The organism is Acinetobacter sp. MB5, assembly GCF_003261585.1.
Classification (GTDB): domain Bacteria; phylum Pseudomonadota; class Gammaproteobacteria; order Pseudomonadales; family Moraxellaceae; genus Acinetobacter.
On sequence record NZ_POVU01000016.1, the window covers coordinates 1 to 21,763 of the forward strand.

Annotated in this window: 16 protein-coding genes and 1 tRNA gene; 7 read left to right on the plus strand and 10 right to left on the minus strand. The window is 41.2% G+C overall.

The annotated features are described in order from the left end of the window. The coding region (locus C1A47_RS14230; protein ID WP_171294398.1) for a DUF188 domain-containing protein at positions 1 to 216 on the minus strand (216 nt) is incomplete at its 3' end. Between the two features lie 205 nt (positions 217 to 421). Between C1A47_RS14230 and C1A47_RS14235 the strand changes: the two genes are divergently transcribed. After that, entirely contained in the window at positions 422 to 1,360 is a 939-nt protein-coding gene (locus tag C1A47_RS14235) for a hypothetical protein (protein WP_111895685.1), read from the plus strand. A gap of 237 nt (positions 1,361 to 1,597) precedes the next feature. Here the strand turns inward: C1A47_RS14235 and serC are convergent, their stop codons facing one another. The 4 genes from serC to mtgA all read right to left on the minus strand — a co-directional run bounded on the left by serC (position 1,598) and on the right by mtgA (position 5,991). Beyond that, complete coding sequence (gene serC / locus C1A47_RS14240) at positions 1,598 to 2,677, minus strand: 3-phosphoserine/phosphohydroxythreonine transaminase (protein WP_111895686.1); 1,080 nt, start codon at positions 2,675 to 2,677, stop codon at positions 1,598 to 1,600. Positions 2,678 to 2,886: 209 nt separating this feature from the next. Beyond that, positions 2,887 to 2,962: transfer RNA gene (locus C1A47_RS14245), tRNA-Asn, on the minus strand. Between the two features lie 142 nt (positions 2,963 to 3,104). Next, positions 3,105 to 5,213: a polyphosphate kinase 1 gene (ppk1, locus tag C1A47_RS14250; protein WP_111895732.1), complete on the minus strand. Its 2,109-nt coding sequence runs from the start codon at positions 5,211 to 5,213 to the stop codon at positions 3,105 to 3,107. A gap of 100 nt (positions 5,214 to 5,313) precedes the next feature. Continuing rightward, the gene (gene mtgA / locus C1A47_RS14255; RefSeq protein WP_111895687.1) at positions 5,314 to 5,991 is read right to left on the minus strand and encodes a monofunctional biosynthetic peptidoglycan transglycosylase; all 678 of its coding nucleotides are present in this window, start codon (positions 5,989 to 5,991) and stop codon (positions 5,314 to 5,316) included. 68 nt (positions 5,992 to 6,059) lie between these two features. Here mtgA and C1A47_RS14260 point away from each other — a divergent pair, with 68 nt between their 5' ends. After that, on the plus strand, positions 6,060 to 6,872 hold the full coding sequence (locus C1A47_RS14260) for a rhomboid family intramembrane serine protease (RefSeq protein ID WP_111895688.1): 813 nt from the start codon (positions 6,060 to 6,062) through the stop codon (positions 6,870 to 6,872). Here C1A47_RS14260 and C1A47_RS14265 read toward each other — a convergent pair whose 3' ends face one another. Continuing rightward, positions 6,873 to 9,341 (minus strand): ABC transporter permease, encoded by a 2,469-nt coding sequence (locus tag C1A47_RS14265; protein WP_111895689.1) that lies wholly within the window; start codon positions 9,339 to 9,341, stop codon positions 6,873 to 6,875. Beyond that, positions 9,338 to 10,033, minus strand: coding sequence for an ABC transporter ATP-binding protein (locus tag C1A47_RS14270; protein WP_111895690.1), 696 nt, complete (start codon positions 10,031 to 10,033; stop codon positions 9,338 to 9,340). Before C1A47_RS14270 ends, C1A47_RS14265 begins: the two co-directional genes overlap by 4 nt. Before the next feature lie 89 nt (positions 10,034 to 10,122). On the opposite strand from C1A47_RS14270, the gene C1A47_RS14275 reads away from it, so the two are divergent. Continuing rightward, on the plus strand, positions 10,123 to 10,704 hold the full coding sequence (locus C1A47_RS14275) for an arylesterase (RefSeq protein ID WP_227539793.1): 582 nt from the start codon (positions 10,123 to 10,125) through the stop codon (positions 10,702 to 10,704). Positions 10,705 to 10,759: 55 nt separating this feature from the next. Here C1A47_RS14275 and C1A47_RS14280 read toward each other — a convergent pair whose 3' ends face one another. Further along, positions 10,760 to 11,374 (minus strand): carbonic anhydrase, encoded by a 615-nt coding sequence (locus C1A47_RS14280; RefSeq protein WP_111895692.1) that lies wholly within the window; start codon positions 11,372 to 11,374, stop codon positions 10,760 to 10,762. Positions 11,375 to 11,598: 224 nt separating this feature from the next. On the opposite strand from C1A47_RS14280, the gene C1A47_RS14285 reads away from it, so the two are divergent. After that, a complete protein-coding gene (locus C1A47_RS14285) occupies positions 11,599 to 12,615 on the plus strand; it encodes a hypothetical protein (RefSeq protein WP_111895693.1) in 1,017 nt (338 codons plus the stop codon). Positions 12,616 to 12,707: 92 nt separating this feature from the next. Here C1A47_RS14285 and nfuA read toward each other — a convergent pair whose 3' ends face one another. After that, on the minus strand, positions 12,708 to 13,352 hold the full coding sequence (nfuA, locus tag C1A47_RS14290; RefSeq protein ID WP_111895694.1) for a Fe-S biogenesis protein NfuA: 645 nt from the start codon (positions 13,350 to 13,352) through the stop codon (positions 12,708 to 12,710). A 140-nt stretch (positions 13,353 to 13,492) separates the two neighbouring features. Here nfuA and C1A47_RS14295 point away from each other — a divergent pair, with 140 nt between their 5' ends. Both C1A47_RS14295 and C1A47_RS14300 read left to right on the plus strand, forming a co-directional pair. Continuing rightward, positions 13,493 to 14,113, plus strand: a complete 621-nt coding sequence (locus C1A47_RS14295; RefSeq protein WP_111895695.1) for a rhomboid family intramembrane serine protease — start codon at positions 13,493 to 13,495, stop codon at positions 14,111 to 14,113. 106 nt (positions 14,114 to 14,219) lie between these two features. Beyond that, complete coding sequence (locus C1A47_RS14300) at positions 14,220 to 15,749, plus strand: hypothetical protein (protein WP_111895696.1); 1,530 nt, start codon at positions 14,220 to 14,222, stop codon at positions 15,747 to 15,749. Positions 15,750 to 15,877: 128 nt separating this feature from the next. On the opposite strand, the gene C1A47_RS14305 is transcribed toward C1A47_RS14300, so the two are convergent. Further along, a complete protein-coding gene (locus C1A47_RS14305) occupies positions 15,878 to 17,497 on the minus strand; it encodes an inorganic phosphate transporter (protein ID WP_111895697.1) in 1,620 nt (539 codons plus the stop codon). A gap of 422 nt (positions 17,498 to 17,919) precedes the next feature. Here C1A47_RS14305 and metH point away from each other — a divergent pair, with 422 nt between their 5' ends. Then, on the plus strand, positions 17,920 to 21,606 hold the full coding sequence (gene metH, locus C1A47_RS14310; protein WP_111895698.1) for a methionine synthase: 3,687 nt from the start codon (positions 17,920 to 17,922) through the stop codon (positions 21,604 to 21,606). Positions 21,607 to 21,763: the final 157 nt, after the last annotated feature.

A 21,763-nucleotide genomic window follows, 5' to 3' on the forward strand; every position in this document is an offset into this window, starting at 1 on the left:
ATCGTGTGCCGTCATCTGTTTCACAATTTCTTGGTCAGCCTGATCCGCACCACTCATCACTTGTAATGATTTAATTCGCACAGAGGGCGCTATACCTAAAGGCTGATTTGCCACAAAAATTACATCAAGTAGGTAACGATCAGATGCTCTAAAAATAATTTCTCGCAAAATTTTAGGTAATGCATCGGCATCTACCCAAAGTTTAAAATTTGTCACAGTTGTCCATCAGTTCTTTAATTTGCCCGTAGTTTATCAAATTCTACATGACACTGCTGTGATGCTTTGACCTTTCGGTCAGCTTTCTATTTTTTATACATCCTACTGTAAAAATTGTATGTAACTTATAAAAAATCTCAGCGATGACTTGAAAAATAACGTATTACCCTCGATAAATATAAACAGAACCACTGCAACTGTGCTTATGAATATGCAAAATAATAGACCAGATACAATTACTGTTGATGACCAGAACTTTGGAAGTCATATTGAGCATTGGAGCTTACTGACAGATGATCCGACACAAACTGTTCCTCGCTGGTTAGGTCAAGCACTTGATTCGCCGATCATGCCAATGGGCTTATGTGCAAACGAAGATGAAATGGATGCTGGTACTTGGCTGATTCAAGGCCCAAACCATGCAGCAATCCAGTTTTCCCAAGTGGTTGCCGTCGAAAATAACAAACCTAAATGTGTCAAAACTGCATTTCCAATTTTTGAAAGCCCATATAAAACAACTGCAAAAATTGAGCGCATTATTTCGTGTAAATCCAATACACAGGCTGTTTTGCGTTTAAATATCGGACACAATGCCACTGTGTATGCTTTTGACAATCTTTACAGCGTCAATCAAGGGCATTATGCAAAAGATCAAGATTATTGCGTGCAGTTGAATGCGTGGGCGTATGAACTTGAACAGGTCAATGAGCATGAACAAATTATTGTAGATGACCCCGCTTCAATTAAACATCACCGTGCTTTAAATGATATTTTGGCTGAGCATAACGGCATTGCACCAAGTAACATACAAGAACTTATTGATGCTTGGCAGCCAAAAACAGAAGATGACAAACTGCCTGTCACCGTAGATTTTTCTCAAATGGTTGCATATCTATATGGTGAAACCATAGGTCAAGAAGATGAAGCATGGTTCCAAGGTAAAATTGTTGGCAAAACACAAACCACATGCATGAACGAAAATTACGTATTGTACGATGTGACTTTATTGCTTGAAGATAACGAAGAAGCGACGCTTATTCGTATTGCGAGTCGCAATCCAGACTATATGAATTTTGAGATTGGGCAATATATTCGAGGTAACATCTGGATTCAGGCGAATATTTATGCTAAAAGTAAAAAATAATACTATATAGGGTATGGTCTAAAACAATTTGGACTACAGTCTTATGAAAATTACACAACAACAGACCTCGAATATGCTGCCACACCATAGCCAACCAAGACTAAAAATTGATTTTGGTTCAGTCTGTTTTTTCTTTCTTGGTATGTTTTTGCTGGGTTTTTTTCTACACCAGATAACTTAAATATAAAAAAACCTCATCATTTGATGAGGTTTTTATTTATTCACTGATCATTCAGATTAGCCGTTACGTTTAGCAAAGTCGTCCATGAAGTTCACCAATGCCTGCACACCTTCAAATGGAACAGCATTGTAAATACTTGCACGCATACCACCCACAGAACGGTGACCAGCCAAGTTCAATAAATGATTCGCTTCAGCTTCTTGCAAGAACAATTTATCTAAGTTACTGTCTGCCAATGTAAATGGTACGTTCATCAATGAACGATTCGCGACTGCAATCGGGTTATTGTAGAACTCGCTTGAGTCGATATAACCATATAACAATTCAGCTTTTTTCAGGTTAATTTGATGCATTGCAGGCACACCACCATGCTCAAGTAACCATTCAAATACCAAACCAGATAAATACCATGCATAAGTTGCAGGCGTATTCACCATTGACTCATTCTTCGCTTGTGCAGAATATTTCAACAAACTTGGAATTTCTGGTTTTGCTTGATCTAGTAAATCTTCACGAACAATCACTAATGTTAAACCAGCAGGCCCGATATTTTTTTGTGCACCTGCATAGATTAAACCAAACTTAGTCACATCAATTGGTGCAGACAAAATGCTTGAAGACAAGTCAGCAACTAAAGGCGCTTTAGTTTCTGGAATATGGTCAAACTGTAAACCACCAATCGTTTCATTTTCACAGTAATGCACATATGCTGCGTTGTCAGAGAACTGCCAAGTTTTAGAATCAGTGATTGCTGTTTTGCCATCAATTTGTGTGCCCGCTTCAATGACATTGACATTGCCATAACGCTGAGCTTCTTTGATGGCTTTTTCTGACCAGATGCCTGTATGGATATAATCAGCTTGGTTATTTTTACCCAAAAGATTCAACGGAATCGCTGAAAATTGTAATGTTGCACCGCCTTGTAAAAACAAGACTTTATAGTTTTCAGGAATATTCATGAGTTTGCGTAAGTCAGCTTCCGCTTTTTCCGCAACCGCTACATAATCTTTACTACGGTGGCTCATTTCCATGATGGAAACGCCCTTACCATGCCAATCTAGTAGCTCGCTTTGAGCTTGTTCTAAAACAGCGGTTGGTAATGCTGCAGGGCCAGCACAGAAATTGTACGCGCGCATGATTTCTTCCTTCATGAAGTAAATACAATAAAATGTGATGGCATTTAACCACAGAATGCCAAATGATGCAGTAATTTCGTCAGTTAATATTTCTATTTAAAGCAAAAAGCCGCTTTAATTTTTCGATGTCTGATCACATAAATCTAGGCAAGTTTTCTATTTTTTAGATATAAAAAAGCCATACATGATTGTATGGCTTTTTAAAATCTTGGCTCTCCAACCTGGGCTCGAACCAGGGACCTGCGGATTAACAGTCCGTCGCTCTACCGACTGAGCTATTGGAGAATATGAGCAGGATTTTAAGGGTGATATCCACTAAGGTCAAGTCAGTTTCTACAGAAAATATTGTTAAATCAAACAACTGGCTTTTTAACACCCAATTTCAAGTTACCCAAGCATAAAAAAGGGTCGTATCGACCCTTTTTTATTAGCGGAATGATTCCAATAAGGTTTGTTGAGCATTATACAAAGGCTCACCTGCTGCTGGCTGGACACGTACCCATGTTCCATCACCTTGCAAAGCCCATGCTTGCTGGTTGTCCTGTAAGTAATTGAGCAACCCAGACTGGTAAATGCGTTTACGTAATACAGGATCTTCTATTGGGAAGCATGCTTCTACACGGTTAAACAAGTTACGGTTCATCCAGTCCGCACTTGAACAGTAAATTCGCGCATTACCTTGATTGGCAAAATAATAAACGCGCGTATGTTCAAGGAAACGCCCCACAATTGAACGTACTCGAATATTTTCCGACAAGCCTGGTAAACCTGGGCGTAAACAGCAGATTGAACGAATAATCAGATCAATTTGCACACCCGCTTGAGAAGCTTCATACAGTTTATTAATCAACTGAACTTCGGTTAAGGCATTCACTTTGATAATGATGCGCGCTTCTTTGCCTGCTTTGGCTGCGGCAATTTCATCATCAATACAACTCACCAAGTGACTATGTAAGGTAAATGGCGCGTGCAATAGCTTTTTCAGCTTTGCCATTTTACCCATACCTGTCAATTCTTGGAAAATACGATGCACATCTTCACACAGTTCTTTGTCAGTCGTGAGTAAACCGTAGTCCGTATAGATGCGGGCATTGCCTGCATGGTAATTCCCCGTTCCCAAGTGTGCATAACGCACAAGCTTGTTGTTTTCACGGCGTACCACCAGAATCATTTTGGCATGCGTTTTATATCCCACAATACCATACACAACCACTGCACCTGCTTCTTGCAAGACATTGGCTACTTCAATGTTTGACTCTTCATCGAAACGCGCACGGAGCTCAATGACTGCTGTTACTTCCTTACCATTACGTGCAGCTTCAGCTAAAACCTGAACAATCTCAGAACCAGCCCCACTTCGGTATAAAGTTTGTTTAATCGCCAATACTTGTGGATCACGTGCAGCTTCACGCAACAAAGAAATGACTGGCGCAAATGATTCAAACGGATGATGCAACAAAATGTCTTGCTTACGCATAGCAGCAAAAACATTTTCCGACTTGGTCAATACTTTTGGAATAACAGGTGTAAACGCATCATATTTTAAATGAGGGCGTTTAAAGTTCGACAACAAACGCGCTAAATTGACAGGGCCTTCGACTTTATAAAGTTGATCTTCATCCAGTTCAAACTCATTGAGCAAATATTCATAAATCTGTCTTGGACAGTTCTCTGTCACTTCCAAGCGCACTGCACGACCAAAACGACGTGAGCTTAATTCGCCTTTGAGTGCTTTTGCTAAATCATCGACATCTTCATTGAGTGCCAAGTCTGCATTTCGAGTCACACGGAACTGATAGCACCCTGTCGCAGTCATACCAGGGAACAAATCAGACACATGCTCATGAATAATCGCCGATAGCATGACATGATGCTCTTTCCCATCGGTCAACTCATCAGGTAAACGAACAACGCGCGGTAAGGAACGTGGCGCAGGAACAACTGCTAAATCAATCTGACGACCAAAGGCATCTTTACCTTCTAGCGTCACAATAAAGTTAAGACTTTTGTTGACCAAACGCGGGAATGGATGTGCAGGATCAAGGCTAATCGGTGTCAGGACTGGTGCAACTTGTTCCTGAAAATATTTTTTTACCCAAGCCGTTTGTGCAGGTGTTAACTCACCACGGCGCAAAAAGCAGATATCTTCCTCACGGAGTCGCGGCAAAATTTCATCATTTAAAATACGGTACTGACGTTCAATTGCAGCATGCGCCGTTTTTGAAATCTGATCTAAAACTTGCTTAGGTGTCAAACCATCTGGACTATGACTTTCATTACCCAATGTGGTTAATTGTTCCATGACCCCTGCAACACGAATTTCAAAAAACTCATCAAGGTTACGCGAAAAAATGAGTAAGAAGTTTAAACGTTCTAATAAAGGGTGCAATGGGTCTACAGCCTGTTCAAGCACCCGCAAATGAAAATCTAAAATTGATAATTCACGATTAATATATCGATCGTTATAAGCATAATCTGCGGCCGTCACAGTCTTAGTTGCTGTAGAGGTCGTCGCAGGAGATACTTCGGTGTTCATATGTTGTTCCATACGTGTTTTTTCATGTTATTTAAGCAGTATGCTGCATATTTATGACAATTTCATAAATTTTGAACATAAACTATGCAAATGAAAATGTCTATTCAGGAATTTGGCTATAACGAATATATTTGGCAATGAAACGTTTACGGTATCTGAATTTTTCATCTTGAGGATGGTCTTGATAATAACGCGGATTTGGTAATAACGCAGCCAAGAAAATCGCCTGTTCTCGGGTCAGAGTTTTACTGCTTTTATGAAAATAATGACGAGAAGCCGCTTCAACACCATAAATATTTGCGCCAAGTTCAACCGAGTTCATGTAGACCTCTAAAATCCGCTCTTTAGACCACATACGCTCCATCATAAAAGTGGCAATGGCTTCTTGCCCTTTACGTAAGAAAGAACGCTGATTGAACAGAAATAAGTTTTTAGCCAGTTGCTGGGAAATTGTTGATCCACCTGCCACAATTTCATCGGCTTTTTCATTACGTTCCAATGCAACTTGCATACCTTCGAAGTCAAAGCCATGATGATGTAAAAATTTACCATCTTCAGCCGCGACCACCGCATGCTTAAATTGATTGCTGATTTGGTCGTAATCACGCCATTTATGCTGCAAGGTTTCATCGGGATATTGCCATGCATCAATCCGCATAAACATGCTTCTTTCAACAGGATGCGTTCGCCACCAGAATAAACTCGCAAAGATCCAAAGTTGTACAATCATAAACAAAGTCATAAAAATCATTAAAATACGCATGAACAATGTTTTCATAATGTGCAACTACTCCCGATCTTACCCAATATGTTAAGCTGAGTTTTTAAAAATCGACACAGCATATCATGTCTGACACGCAACAACCCTCGTTTTATTCCAGCAAACTCGATGTCCAACTGTGGTGGGTCACAGCAACACTGATTGCGATTAATGTGGGATTGTATCTGTGGCAAATTGCAACGGGCGTTGATCCAAGTCAACCGAGTATTGATGCTGCTTTAACGTGGGGGGCTGATTTTGCACCACTCAGTTTTTTAAGAGAGCCTGCTCGTCTATTTACCAGTATGTTTTTTCATTTTGGTTTTCTGCATTTGGCCCTCAACATGTGGGCACTATATATTTTTGGAAAACTGGCTGAGCAGATTTTTGGGCATTTCTACTTTTTAATTGTGTATCTGTGCTGCGGACTGGCAGGTAACTTGCTCAGTAGTTGGGTCAACATTCATGACAGTTATCTGTATTTACAAACTGCCAATACCAGCTTACTGCCCAGTGTCAATGCAGGCGCATCTGGTGCAATTATGGGCTTAGGCAGTGCCTTAACCATTTTGTCTTTATTTCCAAGTTTACCTAATCTGCCCTTCATCTTAGTCAAACGCAGTTTACTGTTGATTATGGGGCTAAATCTTACCTTAGGGATGCTGATTCCCAACATTAATAATGCTGCCCATTTAGGTGGTGCAATCTTGGGAATCATACAAGCATTGGTTTGGTATCGTTATCATCTAAAAAATCGCAACACCTTAGGAAGCTTACTCGGCTTGGGCATCGGTATTGCGATCTTGATTGCCAGCTATATGTACTGTCAGCATTTAATCCAAACAGGTCTAATTCCTTTATGGAACATCATTCTCAAACAATTTGATATGCCTGTTTAATCAGCTTTGTTCACGTAAACTTTTCAGTGGCGTAATCCGTGTTAAATAACTCAACCGATAACGCCCTACAACAGCGGATAAAGCGGCCATACCGATCGGAAGGCTCAGCCACAATCCAAAATGCAGTTGCATGCTAAGCTGTAATTTATGACTGGCTATGGCACTTATGACCTCAGCAAACAGACATGCAACCAGTCCCGAGAGTACTCCAATCATGGCAAATTCACGGGTAAGCATCGTCTTGATTTGTCCTTGAGAGCTACCAAAAGCACGCAATAATGCAACCTCTTTTTTACGTTCATCCATTAACAAATTCAGACAAGCCAACAACACCAAAATGCCCGACACAGCCACCAAAATTGCAAGCAACGTCACGACTTGAACCATCACATTAATCAAGTGCTTAATCTGATCCAGAATCATCCCGACATCAATAAAGACTGTGGTGTTATGTTGCTGTATCAATTGTAATAACTTGGCTTTATCTTGAGGTGGCACATAGAAACTCGACAAGTAACTGCCTGCATTTTCATCCAAGGTTTTTGGCGCAAAAATAAAGAAGAAATTGGGACTAAAACTTTGCCATTCTACCTGTCTTAAATTCACCACTTTGGTCTTTAACTCACCTTCAGCTAAAGCAAAAGTTAGCTGATCTCCAACTTTGATTCCTAAACTCTGTGCCGTTTTTTCTTCAACAGATACATCACCCGCATGTACCAACGGAGCAGCCCCTTGCGTAATCACATTATCGGCTGGGTAACGATTAGATTGGGTTAAATTCAATTCACGGCGTAAGCTGTTATTTTGAGAAATTTGTTCTGGAGTAAATGCCTGTCCATTATGTGCAATTAAACGTCCACGTACATTCGGATATAATGGTGTACTTTGCCAACCATACGCGGCAAGCTGTTGCTCAAAGCTCGCTTTATCCATTGGCGGCAAACCATAGATAAACTGATTCGGTGTATCTGCTGGCAACTCCTGCTGCCAACGGGAGAGCAAATCTGTCCGCAGTACAATCAGGACTGACATTAAGCTCACCCCCAATGCCAATGCAGTCATTTGTAGAGCAGTCTGATACGGTACACGGACATACATAGCCAGATTGCTTTGACTGCTTTTTATCCCACGCAATACCAGCCATAAAATGCCATACATCAATATACTCACCGCACAGACACTCAAAAGCACCCACAAAGTCAGTTGAATCGCATGAGTCAGCAAGACACTAAACACAATCAGACTGCCCAAACCTGTAAAAAATGTCCAAATATAGACACGCCCAAATGTCGGTACTTGACGAATCACCTGAATCGGTGGAGTCTGCAATAACTGATAAATATTGGGAAAAATAAAACCAAGCAAGACAATTGCACTGGTCAAAAAGCCAATCGGTAAAGGTTGTAAAATACTGCTCAGCAATTCAATCTGAATATTCAGGCTCGGTACAAATTGCTGCATAAGCTGCAACAATCCCATGCCGAGCAATCCACCCAAGACACTTCCGATGCCTGAAGCAATCACCATCACAATCAACAGTAGAATCGCAATCGCACCAATGATTTGTCGTTGACTTGCGCCCAAACAGCGTAGCAAGGCAATCTGATCTTGAGTCTGTTGTACATAGCGACGACTCGACAAAGCAATCGCGACTCCACACAACAAAATCGTTAATAAATTAGTGAGCTGTAAAAAGGTTTCCAGATTTTCAATCGGTTTTAACAGTCGGGTATTGCCCTGTTTGGCTGTTCTTAATTGAAGATTATTGTCGGCATTGGTTGCATTTGATTGTGAATCTGTGGCTTTGGGATTTTTCAGGTTAAACCAGTGTTGATAATCTACTACAGCTTGAGCTTGACCCGCCAGCAACAACCGATATTCGATACGACTCCCAACTTGAATTGCATGGGTACGCGCCACATCTTGCTGATGAATAATGACTGTTGGCGAAAATCCTGAAAAACCCATTTCCTGATTACTATCTTGTACAATTAACCCTGTAAATTTGAATTTTGCATCGGCAATAAAAACTGAATCACCCAATTTGACATGCAGCAAGTCTTGAGCACGCTGACTCAGCCAAACCTCTCCTGTTTTAATCTGCTTTGCTGCTGGACGAATATCCAAACGACTCCGTAACGGAAATGCCTGATCAATCGCCTTAACAGTCACCATCACAAACTGGTCTTGTGTATGTGCCATACTGCTAAACACGGTCACTTGTGATTGCTGTAACTTGAGTTGCTCCGCCTGCCTCGCATAATCATTGGCAAGTGGTTTGGTATCAGTCACCACCAAATCTCCACCAATTAACTGTGCCGCTTGCAATAAAATGGCTTGTTGAATCTGTCCATTGCTAAACTTAAGCGCAGTTGTCGCACAAATTGCCAAACTTAATGCAACAATCAGCAGCCATACGCCATGACTGCGAAAGCTTTGCTGTAACAGCGGTTTGATTAAATGATTCATGCTGGCACCTGCTGCTCACTCAGCCGACCATCATGTAAAATAAAATGTCGCTGACATTGCGATGCCAAATCCATATCATGCGTAACCACAACCAAAGTCACGCCCATTTCCCGATTGAGCCGAAACAACAACTCCTCAACTTCATGTGCCGTATATTCATCCAGATTGCCTGTTGGTTCATCGGCAAAGATGATTTTGGGTTCAGTGACCAGTGCCCGTGCAATCGCAACACGCTGTTGCTCCCCACCCGACAAAACCTGTGGCGTTTGTTCAATTTGCCGTTCCAAGCCAACTTGTTGTAGTAATTTTTTGGCTTTAATGACTGCCTGAGCATAATTAAAATTAGGCTGTAACCGTAACGGCAACAATACATTTTCTAAAGCAGACAAATGATTGAGTAACTGGAAAGACTGAAAAACAAAGCCTGTATGCTGTAACCGTAAAGCTGCTCGTTGTTCTTCATTCAACTCATGCAAAGGTTCGCCACATAACCAAAGCTGTCCTGAACTCGCCTGATCTAATGTTGCCAATAGACCGAGCAATGTCGACTTGCCTGAACCCGAACGCCCCGTAATAGCAACCTGTTCCCCTGCAAAAATTTCAAGCTGAATATCTTGTAAAATATGCATTGTTTTGTTTTGAAATTGAATTTGCTGAGCTAAATGCTGGGCGCGCAGAATCGGTTGTGGCATGATGCAAAACATCCATAAAAAATCATAGGACAAGCCAAATGCAAAACAATAAACACAAGGTTTATGTTTCAGTACTTGCATTCATTGGCATGGGCATATTCGGTACACATGAAGCTATGGCAAAAACCATTATGGTGTATGGTGATAGTATTAGTGCTGGTTATGGTTTAAACCCACAACAAGGTTGGGTTCATTTATTACAAAAACGTCTTGATCAACAGTACCCGAAAAAACACAAAGTGGTCAATGCAAGTGTCAGTGGCGAAACTACTTCAGGCGGACTCGCTCGCTTACCTTTAGCTTTAAAAACGTATCGTCCCGATCTTGTTATTTTGGAGTTAGGGGGAAATGATGGTCTACGAGGACAACCACCACAAATCGTACAGCAAAATTTAGGGAAAATGCTTCAACTGAGTCAACAAGCCCATGCCAAAGTCATTCTCCTTGGTATGAAAATTCCGCCAAACTACGGCACGGCGTATAGTTCAGCCTTTGAACAGAGTTATCGTGTGGTCAGCCAAAAATACAAAATTCAACTCCTGCCATTTTTCATGCAAGGCATTGCGGGTAACAATCAGCTCATGCAAAAAGACTTGGTTCACCCCAATGCAAAAGCACAAGGCATCTTGTTAGATAACGCCTACCCGTTCATCCGATCCAACCTCAAATAAGCAGACAAATAAAAAAGGCGCAATATGCGCCTTTTTTCAAAGTTGATTTTCATGATTAGAAATCAAAAAATTCAACCTTGCCTGTTTCGAGTGAGTACTCAGCACCCACAACAATCATTTTGCCTTTTGCAATCAAAGTCTCTAACACAGCAGAACCATGACGCAATTGATTCACAGATGCAAATACGTTTGAACGAACTGCATGTTCTGAAAGTTTGCAAAGATCGTGTTTCAGCTCCGTCTGCATCAAGATTTCAACGGATGGGCGAACTCGGTTTACAATTGACATCAAGTTGTTTGATGGTGGGTTCTCTGGGTTCATTAATGTATCTATGGTTGCTTGTACTGCACCACAGTGACTATGACCTAAAACTACCACAACTGCACAGTCATAACGTTCTGCTGCAAACTCTACGCTACCGACTTGAGACGGTGCAACAATGTTCCCTGCTACACGAATCACAAATAAATCACCCAAGCCCTGATCGAATACGATTTCAGCTGGGACACGTGAGTCAGAGCAACCTAAAATAATCGCAAACGGGTTTTGGTCTGCAGTCAGTTGTTGACGATGTTCTTGTGAAACGAGGTCTGGAATCGAGGATTTCCCATTCACAAAACGCTCGTTACCTTGTTTTAAACGCTCTAGGGCTTCTTGTGCCGTTAACATGTTATTTCCCATTCGCTTTAAATTGAAAAATCAATGACATTCTAAAACTGTGCAGGTCTATTGTCACTGACTAAAACCATCCTCTTTATGACAGATTTTGTACAATTTAAACTGTCATTTATCTTTTTTACGATCAGATTTTTATTATTTCACAACGCTATCACTAACATCTGTTTTTTTAGACAAGGTATACTGAATGCTTTCCTTGTTGATTTTGACTGTCTATGACTGCAACTGCTGCGCATCCTCGTATCGAGCAATTAATTGAAGCTCACCTCGATTTTCTAGAGCAGGAATTTTCCTCATCGGCAAATCTACCCAACGAAGTTCAGACGTTTTTTCATTGGTTTACAGAACAAAAATTACAAAACCTATGGGACTTTCAAAGTTTATTTAACTTACTGGAACAACAACTACTCAAAAACCAGTTAAGCGCATTTTTTGTTGAGCAGTGTGTTGAACACATTCGCTTTGCACTGGTTCATGACATCAATGAACACACAAAAATTGCAGATATCTTCGATGTGATGACCATTGACAAAATTGCTCAATATGTCGCAAGCAAAACTGAACATCGTCACAAGTTAATTCATAGTGTTGTCCATCATCCTGCATTTTCTGCCATGATTTCCCAGCTCATTCAGCAAGCTTTAGAAGATTATTTTGAGCATAGCATGGGCAAACGTGTACCCACTGTCGGTCGCTTTATGAAAATGGGAAAATCAGTTTTTGAAAGCGTGACAGATTCTCGATTCGAACAAACTGTGGCCTATTATTTACAGAAGAATATCGTTAAATTAAGTCAACTTAGTGAACAGGTACTCAACCAGCATTTTGATGATGAAAAGCTCTATCATTTTCAGGCAAACTTGTGGCACAAAGTCAAAACCTCGCCGCTAAGTGTATTTAAAAAATATATTGTGCTTGATGATCTTCCTCACACTGTTGGGCTTGCACATGAGGTCTGGAATCATTTACGCCAAACCGACTATTTAAAACAGCAATTACATGATGGTTTGTACACATGGTATGTCCGTAATCAAGAACGCAATTTTAGCCAACTACTGCGTGATCTGAATATTAATGAAAGTTTGTTGATGCAACAGTTACAGCCATTATTCAATGCGGTAATGGAACAAGCCATTCAAACAGGCTATTTAAGACAACGTGCTCGTGGTTTCTTGGAACGTTTTTATTATGCTGAGTCGACACGTCAAATCTTGGCGTTTGATAACCCTTAATAGAAAGTGGGCTAATAGTCTAGATTAAAAAATATGCCACTAAAATAAAAAAACCTCCATCAAGTGTGGAGGTTTTTTATGACTAAAAGAACTTATTTAAAATAAGCACCTTCAGCTTGTGTATGGTCAGTTTGGTCAACTACACGTTGCAATTCAGGAATCTGTTCACGTAATGTTGTTTCAACACCTTGTTTTAACGTCACATCAATTGCCGAGCAACCTTGACAACCACCACCAAATTTCAAGACAGCAGTTAAGCCATGCTCAGCATCTTCTTGTACTTCAACCAAAGAACAGTTACCGCCATGACCCGCTAATCCTGGATTAATTTCTGATTGCAAGATGTAAATAATACGCTCTTCAATCGAAGCATCTGGACCAACACGTGGTACTTTTGAGTTTGGTGCACGGAAAGTTAGCTGACCACCAAAGCGATCTTTGTTATAGTCGATTACAGCATCACGTAAATACGGAATCGATGGGCTATCTACAAATGCAGGAAAATCTGGATAATCTTGTTTATAGTCTGTCGGAATTACTTCATCTGGCGCGCTATATGCCATACAGCATTCAGCTCGTGGAGTTCCTGGATTTTCTACAAAAACACGAACACCAATGCCTGGAGTATTTTGTTTTTCCAATAAATCACGTAAATACTCTTGAGCAGAAGGAGTAATCAATAAATTTGGAATTTCCTCTGCGTCTGTCACTTTAGTGCTGATGTTCTCAGTCGACATAACGTTTTTCCTCTATAAGAAGACTATATTTTAACTGAAGATATGGGGGAATTGAGAAAAATCAACTAAAATTGTCGGAATTCTTTTTATCACTCGCATATCCAAGCTGCGAAATCTGGTCGGAATAAGCGAAAACTCTTATGTTACATTTACCTTTTAACCATACAATCACCTTAATTATTATTACTGTTGCGATCTCTATGCTGGCTTTCTCCAAGCAGCAGGTTATGAATCGTTTAATCTTTTGGCCACCCGCCATTCAACAGGGTCAATATGACCGCTTTTTCGCACATGGATTTGTTCATGCCGATGGCGCTCATGTACTGTTTAACATGATTACCCTGTTTTTCTTTGGGAGCGTGATCGAACAATTTTACCGTCAGTACCTCGACAATATGGGCTTCGTGCTTTTTTATTTTGGCGCACTGATTTTCAGTATTTTGCCAAGCTACTTGAAACATAAAAATGATTATCAATGGGCAAGTCTAGGTGCTTCTGGTGCTGTTTCGGCTGTACTCTTTGCTTATATCTTATTTAAACCTTGGAGCCTGATTCTGGTTTTCTTTGTGCCAATGCCTGCCATTTTATTTGCTGTTCTGTATGTTGGTTACAGCATTTGGTCAAGTAGACGCCAAGGTAGTCACATCAATCATAGTGCACATCTATGGGGGGCGCTCTATGGTGTTGTGGTGACAATTTTAGTGAATCCAGCCGTGCTTGGTTATTTTTTGAGACAAATCCAAAACGTGCCATTTTTCTAAAGAAAGCTACATTTTTTAGCAATTTTGATCATTTATGCTAGATAATTTATGCTGTAGGCATACATAATGAATCATGATAGCTGTGACTGAAAACAAGGATAAAGCAATGTCTGCTCCTGAAGGATTACAATTTCCATTTGCTCCGCAAACTCATCATGCGAGCACTTCACACACTGGCAAACAGATTATCTCTGAAGCATTGGCTTTGGTTGACAACAAGCTGTCACAGCAGGTACTTAAAGAAAAAAACTGGCGCAAGCGTTATCCTCATTATTTTAAAGGGTTGGTACGCCACGGTATTTTGTATCAGGACAATCCATTCAAAATTGCCAGTCAGGGCTTACATAAAGCACATCAGCTATTTGTGTTTATCCGTGATCATCAGTGTCACTTGCTCAAAGATTTTATGCGAGTACCTCACATTCAAAATCTGCACACCGTCACCATCAAAGGGCAAAGTCAGCATGCACCTGAGTGGCATGTTCCATATCATGGGCAAGAACTGCGAGGCCAAGCCCTACTCAATCAAATTACCCTATGGGAACAAAAAGGCATTATTGAAGCAGGCCATGCGCAAGCCCTTAGAGAAGTTCAGGCACATCCCGAATGGTTGGATCTATCAGACTATACAATGGTTCTTTTTGGCGCAGGTTCAGAAGCCGGCCCGTTAACATGGCTCAGCAAATGGAAAGCCAAAATTGTTGCAATTGACTTACCCAATGAACATGTCTGGTCACGTATTTTAAATACCATTGAACAAGGCAATGCCACCTTGATTGCACCAAGCCAAGAGTTTGTAGACCATAATGCATCAAAGCATGAATTAGTACATAAGCTCGGAGCAAACCTACTGACGCAAACGCCTGAAATCGCGGGTTGGCTGGCACAAATGCCGCAGCAGTTAAACCTTGCTGCAATTGCTTATCTCGATGGTGAAAAACATGTCAGAGTAGCTATGGCGATGGATGCGATTATGCAATATGTCAGCGAACAAAAACCTGACTCAACGCTCATGTTCATGTGCACTCCAACCGATGTATATGCTGTTCCAAAACATATCGTTGACCAACAAGTGCAAAAAGCACATGAACGCTCAACCATCGAAAAGCTTTTGGCGAAAGGCGTCTCCAACTTAAGTATTCGCTATTTTCTAAAACCCCATTCTCGCCAGTTGTATCATTCTAACAATGGTAAAGACTATGCAATTGCAGATTGCTTGGTACTTGAACAAGGTCCGAACTATGCTCTGGCAAAACGCATTCAGCAATGGCGAGCAATTATGGCACGTGAACAAGGCCAACATGTCTGTATCAATATTGCACCATCCACAACAACTCATTCAGTCACTAAAAATCCGTTGCTTCGTGCAGCGTTTAACGGTGCTCATTTATTTAATGTAGAAGCTTTCGAACCTGAAACGACCAATGCCTTAATGGCAGCCAAGTGGATTCATGACCTGCGTAATCCAAAGGCACTTGCCAACCCTAAAAATGATCTAGATCATCCGTTAGAGTTACTCATGCATGGTGCAAATCATGGCGGTATGTGGAATGCAGCTTATCTTGTGCGTAGTGCGCTTCCCTTTGCCGCGATTTATGGCTTAGTGGCAGATAAATTCCCGATCAATAAAAAATAAAACTCGGCTGATGATGCAAATACATTTCAGCCATGTGACTGATCTGATCATGCCGCTCTAGAAATTCACCATAAAAAAAGCTTTGCCGTGGCAAAGCTTTTTTTATTCAAATCTTGGTTTGTTTAAACTTATACAAAATGCAAGAACAACCAGTATAAACCTGCTGACAGACAGATAGTGGCTGGTAAAGTTAGAACCCAAGCTGAAATAATATTACGAATCGTCACCCACTGTAAGCCAGATTTATTGGCAACCATCGTCCCTGCAACCGCACTGTTTAACACGTGTGTCGTAGAAACGGGTAAACCAAAGCCATCTGCTGCTGCAATGGTACTCATTGCCACCAGTTCAGCTGCCATACCTTGTGCATAGGTCATATGGTTTTTACCAATACGCTCACCAACAGTCACCACAATACGTTTCCAGCCTACCATTGTTCCTAGACCAAGTGCCAAAGCAACCGCAACTTTTACCCATGTTGGAATGTATTGTAGGAAACTATCGAGGCTCTTTTGATACGCTTTTACAGTTTTCTTATCAGCATCATTTAATTTTGGTAAAGCATCTGCTTTATCAAGATTTTTCAAGGCGCTGGTATTCAAATACATTTCATTGCGAATTTCACCGACTTGTTGTTCAGGAATGTCTTTCAATGATTTGTATTGAGCCAACTCCTGACCCAAATGATATGTTGTACTTGCCAACGCAGGTAAAACTTCAGGTGTGACTTTTTTATTTTGAATATATTGCGTCAAAATAAAACGGGCTTTTTCATCTTCAATATTGGCATAGTTATTCGCCAATACTGGTGCAGTTTGCTGAGATAACTGAGTAAACTGAACCACTTGATTACTGTCTAAATTTTTGTTGAGTGAATATGCAAGTGGTACTAAACCCACCAAAATCAGCATAATCAAGCCCATACCTTTTTGACCATCGTTTGAACCATGCGCAAAACTTACCCCAGTACAGGTAAAAATAAGCAAAGCGCGGACAATTGGTGGTGGCGGCGTATGACCATTTGGCGCATCAAAAAGGCTTAACTGGCGTTTAAACACCACTTTTACCAAAATGAAAACAATAGCTGCAAAGGCAAAACCAATTAAAGGAGAAAACAATAATGCTTTACCAACTTTAATTAGTTGGGACATATCAATACCACTTGCACTAGTTGATGCATTTAAAAAGTGGTTCATTAAACCCACACCAATAATTGAACCAATTAAAGAGTGTGAACTTGATGCTGGAATCCCCCAGAACCATGTTCCAAGATTCCAGATAATTGCTGCAATAAGGAGTGCAAATACCATGGCAAAACCAGCACCGCTGTTGACATTCATAATCAACTCAACAGGCAATAATGCAATAATGCCGTAAGCAACAGCACCACTCGCCAGCATTACACCAATAAAGTTACAGAACCCTGACCACATCACTGCAACAGGTGCAGGCAATGCATTGGTATAGATGACGGTTGCAACTGCATTGGCAGTATCATGGAAGCCATTCACAAATTCGAACCCCAATGCAATAAGCAATGCGGTTGAAAGTAAAATTACTGAATATAAATTTAACGGCGGAACGTGTGCCAAATCAGCACTGACTTGAAAACCAATATAAATTAAAGTCGCAATAATGACCGTTAAAAGTACAGGCATAAAAAACTTGGGAGTCGGTGCATGTACATTTTTTGATTTGGTTGAATCAGAGTGTACTGACTTTTGCGCAGAGGGAATATTCGAATTCATGCAGTCATGTAAAGAGGATCAAAAAGTCCCCTTATTCTTCATTTAAATTATGACAATTATATGACATTCCCTTTCACAGAAAAATCAATTTTTGCATTTTTGATTTATTTTGAGCCAATCAATTCATATTCGCTCTATTTTAGTTCAATTACACTTCTGGGCTGCACATACATCCATTCTTCAACGGATATCAATTTGCCATAGAAATATTGCAAAATGATGAAAAAATCACAGCGATTTTTTCAGTCCGCATCACTTCGATCAGCCGATTGCTTTACTTTTAAATGCTATATAAAAGTTGAATAAATAAAGCTTATAAGAAACCAATATGATTAAAATGGCTATTTTTGCTCAAAAAACATCAATTCTGAGTATAATAACCTCATTTTCTCGCTGTTGCCCTCTGCTATATAAGGCTGTGTATGTCTACACTCAACACTTTAAAACGGATTCTTTCTCAACGTATTATGATGCTCGATGGTGCTATGGGTACCATGATCCAGCAACATAAATTACAGGAACAAGATTATCGAGGTGAGCGCTTTGCCGACTGGGAACATGACTTAAAAGGCAACAACGACTTACTGGTTCTGACTCAACCTCAGATTATTCAAGGTATCCATGAAGCTTACCTTGAAGCAGGCGCTGACATTATTGAAACTAACAGTTTCAACGGAACGCGTGTATCCATGTCGGACTACCACATGGAACACCTTGTTCCCGAAATTAACCGTGAAGCAGCACGTCTTGCCAAACTGGCCTGTGAAAAATACTCAACACCTGACAAACCGCGTTTTGTGGCTGGGGTACTTGGGCCAACATCTCGCACCTGTTCGATTTCTCCAGACGTCAACAACCCTGCCTTTCGTAACATTACCTTCGATGCGCTGAAAGATAACTATATTGAAGCAACACTGGCGTTAATTGAAGGCGGTGCGGACATCATCCTCATTGAAACCGTGTTCGATACCCTAAACTGTAAAGCCGCCATTTTTGCGGTCGAAGAAGCGTTCAAGCAGTTAGGTCGTAGTTTACCGATCATGATTTCGGGAACAATTACCGATGCATCAGGCCGTACACTGACAGGTCAAACCGCAGAAGCGTTCTGGAACTCGATTCGTCATGCCAATGTGATTTCGGTGGGCTTTAACTGTGCACTCGGTGCAGATGCCATGCGCCCACACGTAAAAACCATTAGTGATGTGGCAGATGTCTACATTTCTGCGCATCCAAACGCAGGCTTACCAAATGCCTTTGGTGGTTATGATGAAACTGCGGCGCAAACAGCGGCATTTATTCGTGAGTTTGCCGAAAGTGGCATCATTAATATTGCGGGCGGTTGTTGTGGTACAACCCCTGCCCATATTCGTGCCATTTATGAAGCAGTAAAAGACTTACCGCCACGCCAAGTGCCTGAAACCATTCCAGCGTGCCGTTTAAGTGGTTTAGAGCCATTTAACATTTATGATGACTCTCTTTTTGTGAATGTCGGTGAACGTACCAACGTCACAGGGTCGAAAAAATTCCTACGCCTGATTCGTGAAGAAAAGTTTGCCGAAGCACTCGAAGTTGCTCAGCAACAGGTGGTTGCAGGCGCACAAATCATCGACATTAACATGGATGAAGGCATGCTTGATTCAGAAAATGCCATGGTGCATTTCCTGAACCTTGTAGCCTCTGAGCCTGATATTTCACGTGTGCCAATTATGATTGACTCATCAAAATGGGAAATCATTGAAGCAGGCTTAAAATGCGTTCAGGGTAAACCTGTCGTAAACTCGATTTCCTTAAAAGAAGGTTATGATGAGTTTGTGCATAAGGCTCGCCTATGCCGTCAGTATGGTGCAGCAATTATCGTCATGGCATTTGATGAAGCTGGACAAGCCGATACTGCAGCGCGTAAACGTGAAATCTGTAAGCGTTCTTATGACATTCTCGTCAACGAAGTCGGCTACCCATCTGAAGATATTATCTTTGACCCGAACGTGTTTGCTGTCGCAACAGGGATTGAAGAACACAATAACTATGCCGTGGACTTTATTGAAGCCACAGGCTGGATTAAACAAAATCTACCCAATGCCATGATTTCAGGTGGTGTGTCTAACGTATCGTTCTCATTCCGTGGCAATGAACCTGTCCGTGAAGCAATTCACTCGGTGTTCTTGTACTATGCCATCAAGCAAGGCATGACCATGGGGATCGTGAACGCAGGACAAATGGCGATTTACGATGACATTCCAAAAGAACTCAAAGATGCTGTTGAAGACGTCATTCTGAACCGTAATCAGGGTGAAAGCGGTAACGAAGCGACTGAAAAACTGCTTGAAGTCGCTGAGAAATTCCGTGGTCAAGGTGGTGCAGCCAAAGAAGCGGAAAACCTTGAATGGCGTAATGAATCCGTTGAAAAGCGTCTTGAATATGCCCTCGTTAAAGGCATCACCACGTATATTGACCAAGACACTGAAGAAGCACGTTTAAAATCCAAACGTCCGCTCGATGTGATCGAAGGCCCACTGATGGATGGCATGAACGTAGTTGGTGACCTGTTTGGTTCAGGAAAAATGTTCCTGCCACAGGTGGTAAAATCTGCACGTGTCATGAAACAAGCCGTGGCTTGGCTCAACCCGTACATTGAAGCAGAGAAAGGTGCAGGTGAGTCAAAAGGTAAAGTCCTGATGGCTACCGTAAAAGGTGATGTACACGATATTGGTAAAAATATTGTAGGTGTCGTATTAGGCTGTAACGGTTATGACATTGTTGACCTTGGCGTGATGGTGCCTGCCGAGAAAATTCTGCAAACTGCGATTGATGAGAAATGTGACATCATTGGTTTATCTGGCTTGATTACTCCAAGTCTGGATGAAATGGTGTTTGTTGCCAAAGAAATGCAACGCAAAGGCTTCGATATTCCGCTTTTGATTGGCGGTGCAACAACTTCGAAAGCACACACGGCAGTGAAAATTGAACCTCAATATCAAAACGATGCTGTGATTTATGTCGCCGATGCATCTCGTGCGGTAGGTGTTGCAACAACCTTACTGTCGAAAGAAATGCGCGGAAACTTTATCGCGGAACATCGTGCTGAATATGCCAAAGTTCGTGAGCGTTTAGCCAATAAGCAGCCGAAAGCTGCAAAATTGAGTTATGCAGAATCGGTTAAAAATGGCTTTAAAATTGATAACAACTATTTGCCACCCAAGCCAAATACTTTAGGTACACATGTCCTCACCAATTATCCATTAGCAACGCTAGTTCAGTATTTTGACTGGACACCATTCTTTATTGCTTGGAGCTTGGCGGGTAAATTCCCGAAAATCTTAGAAGATGAAGTGGTTGGTGAAGCAGCGACTGATTTGTACAATCAAGCACAAGCCATGCTCAAAGACATTATCGAGAATAATCGTTTCGATGCGCGTGCAGTGTTTGGTTTATACCCTGCTCAGCGTACAGGTGCAGATACGGTGAGCGTGTTTGATGAGGCAGGTCAGAGCGTAACGCATACTTTTGAACATTTGCGTCAGCAATCAGACAAAGTCACAGGCAAACCAAACTTGTCTTTGGCGGACTATATTAAACCGACAACAAATCAGCAAGATTATTTGGGTGGCTTTACCGTGTCGATTTTCGGTGCGGAAGAGTTGGCAAATGAATACAAAGCCAAAGGTGATGATTACTCAGCGATTTTGGTTCAATCATTGGCTGACCGTTTTGCCGAAGCTTTTGCAGAGCACTTACACGAGCGTATTCGTAAAGAGTTCTGGGGCTATAAAGCCGATGAAACTTTGGGCAATGAAGAATTGATCAAAGAAAAGTATGTTGGGATTCGTCCCGCACCTGGCTACCCTGCTTGTCCTGAGCATTCTGAAAAAGCAGCTTTGTTTGACTGGTTAGGTTCTGAAGCGAAGATTGGTACCAAGTTAACTGAACACTTTGCCATGATGCCGCCTTCTTCTGTGAGTGGTTTCTATTACTCGCACCCTGAAAGTGAATACTTTAACGTGGGCAAGATTTCGAAAGATCAGCTTGAGGATTATGCGAAACGTAAGGGTTGGTCACTGGATGTTGCGAAGCGTTGGTTAGCACCGAATTTAGATGATTCGATTGCTTAATTCAGAATCCTCCCTAACCCTCCTTTAAAAAGGAGGGGAAACTTTTACGTATCAAATGAATTACGTGACCGCTCCTCCCTTTTTCAAAGGGAGGTTGGGAGGGATTAAAATTTGACAAATAATTATAGATCAGATATTTTCAACTGAATTCAGACAC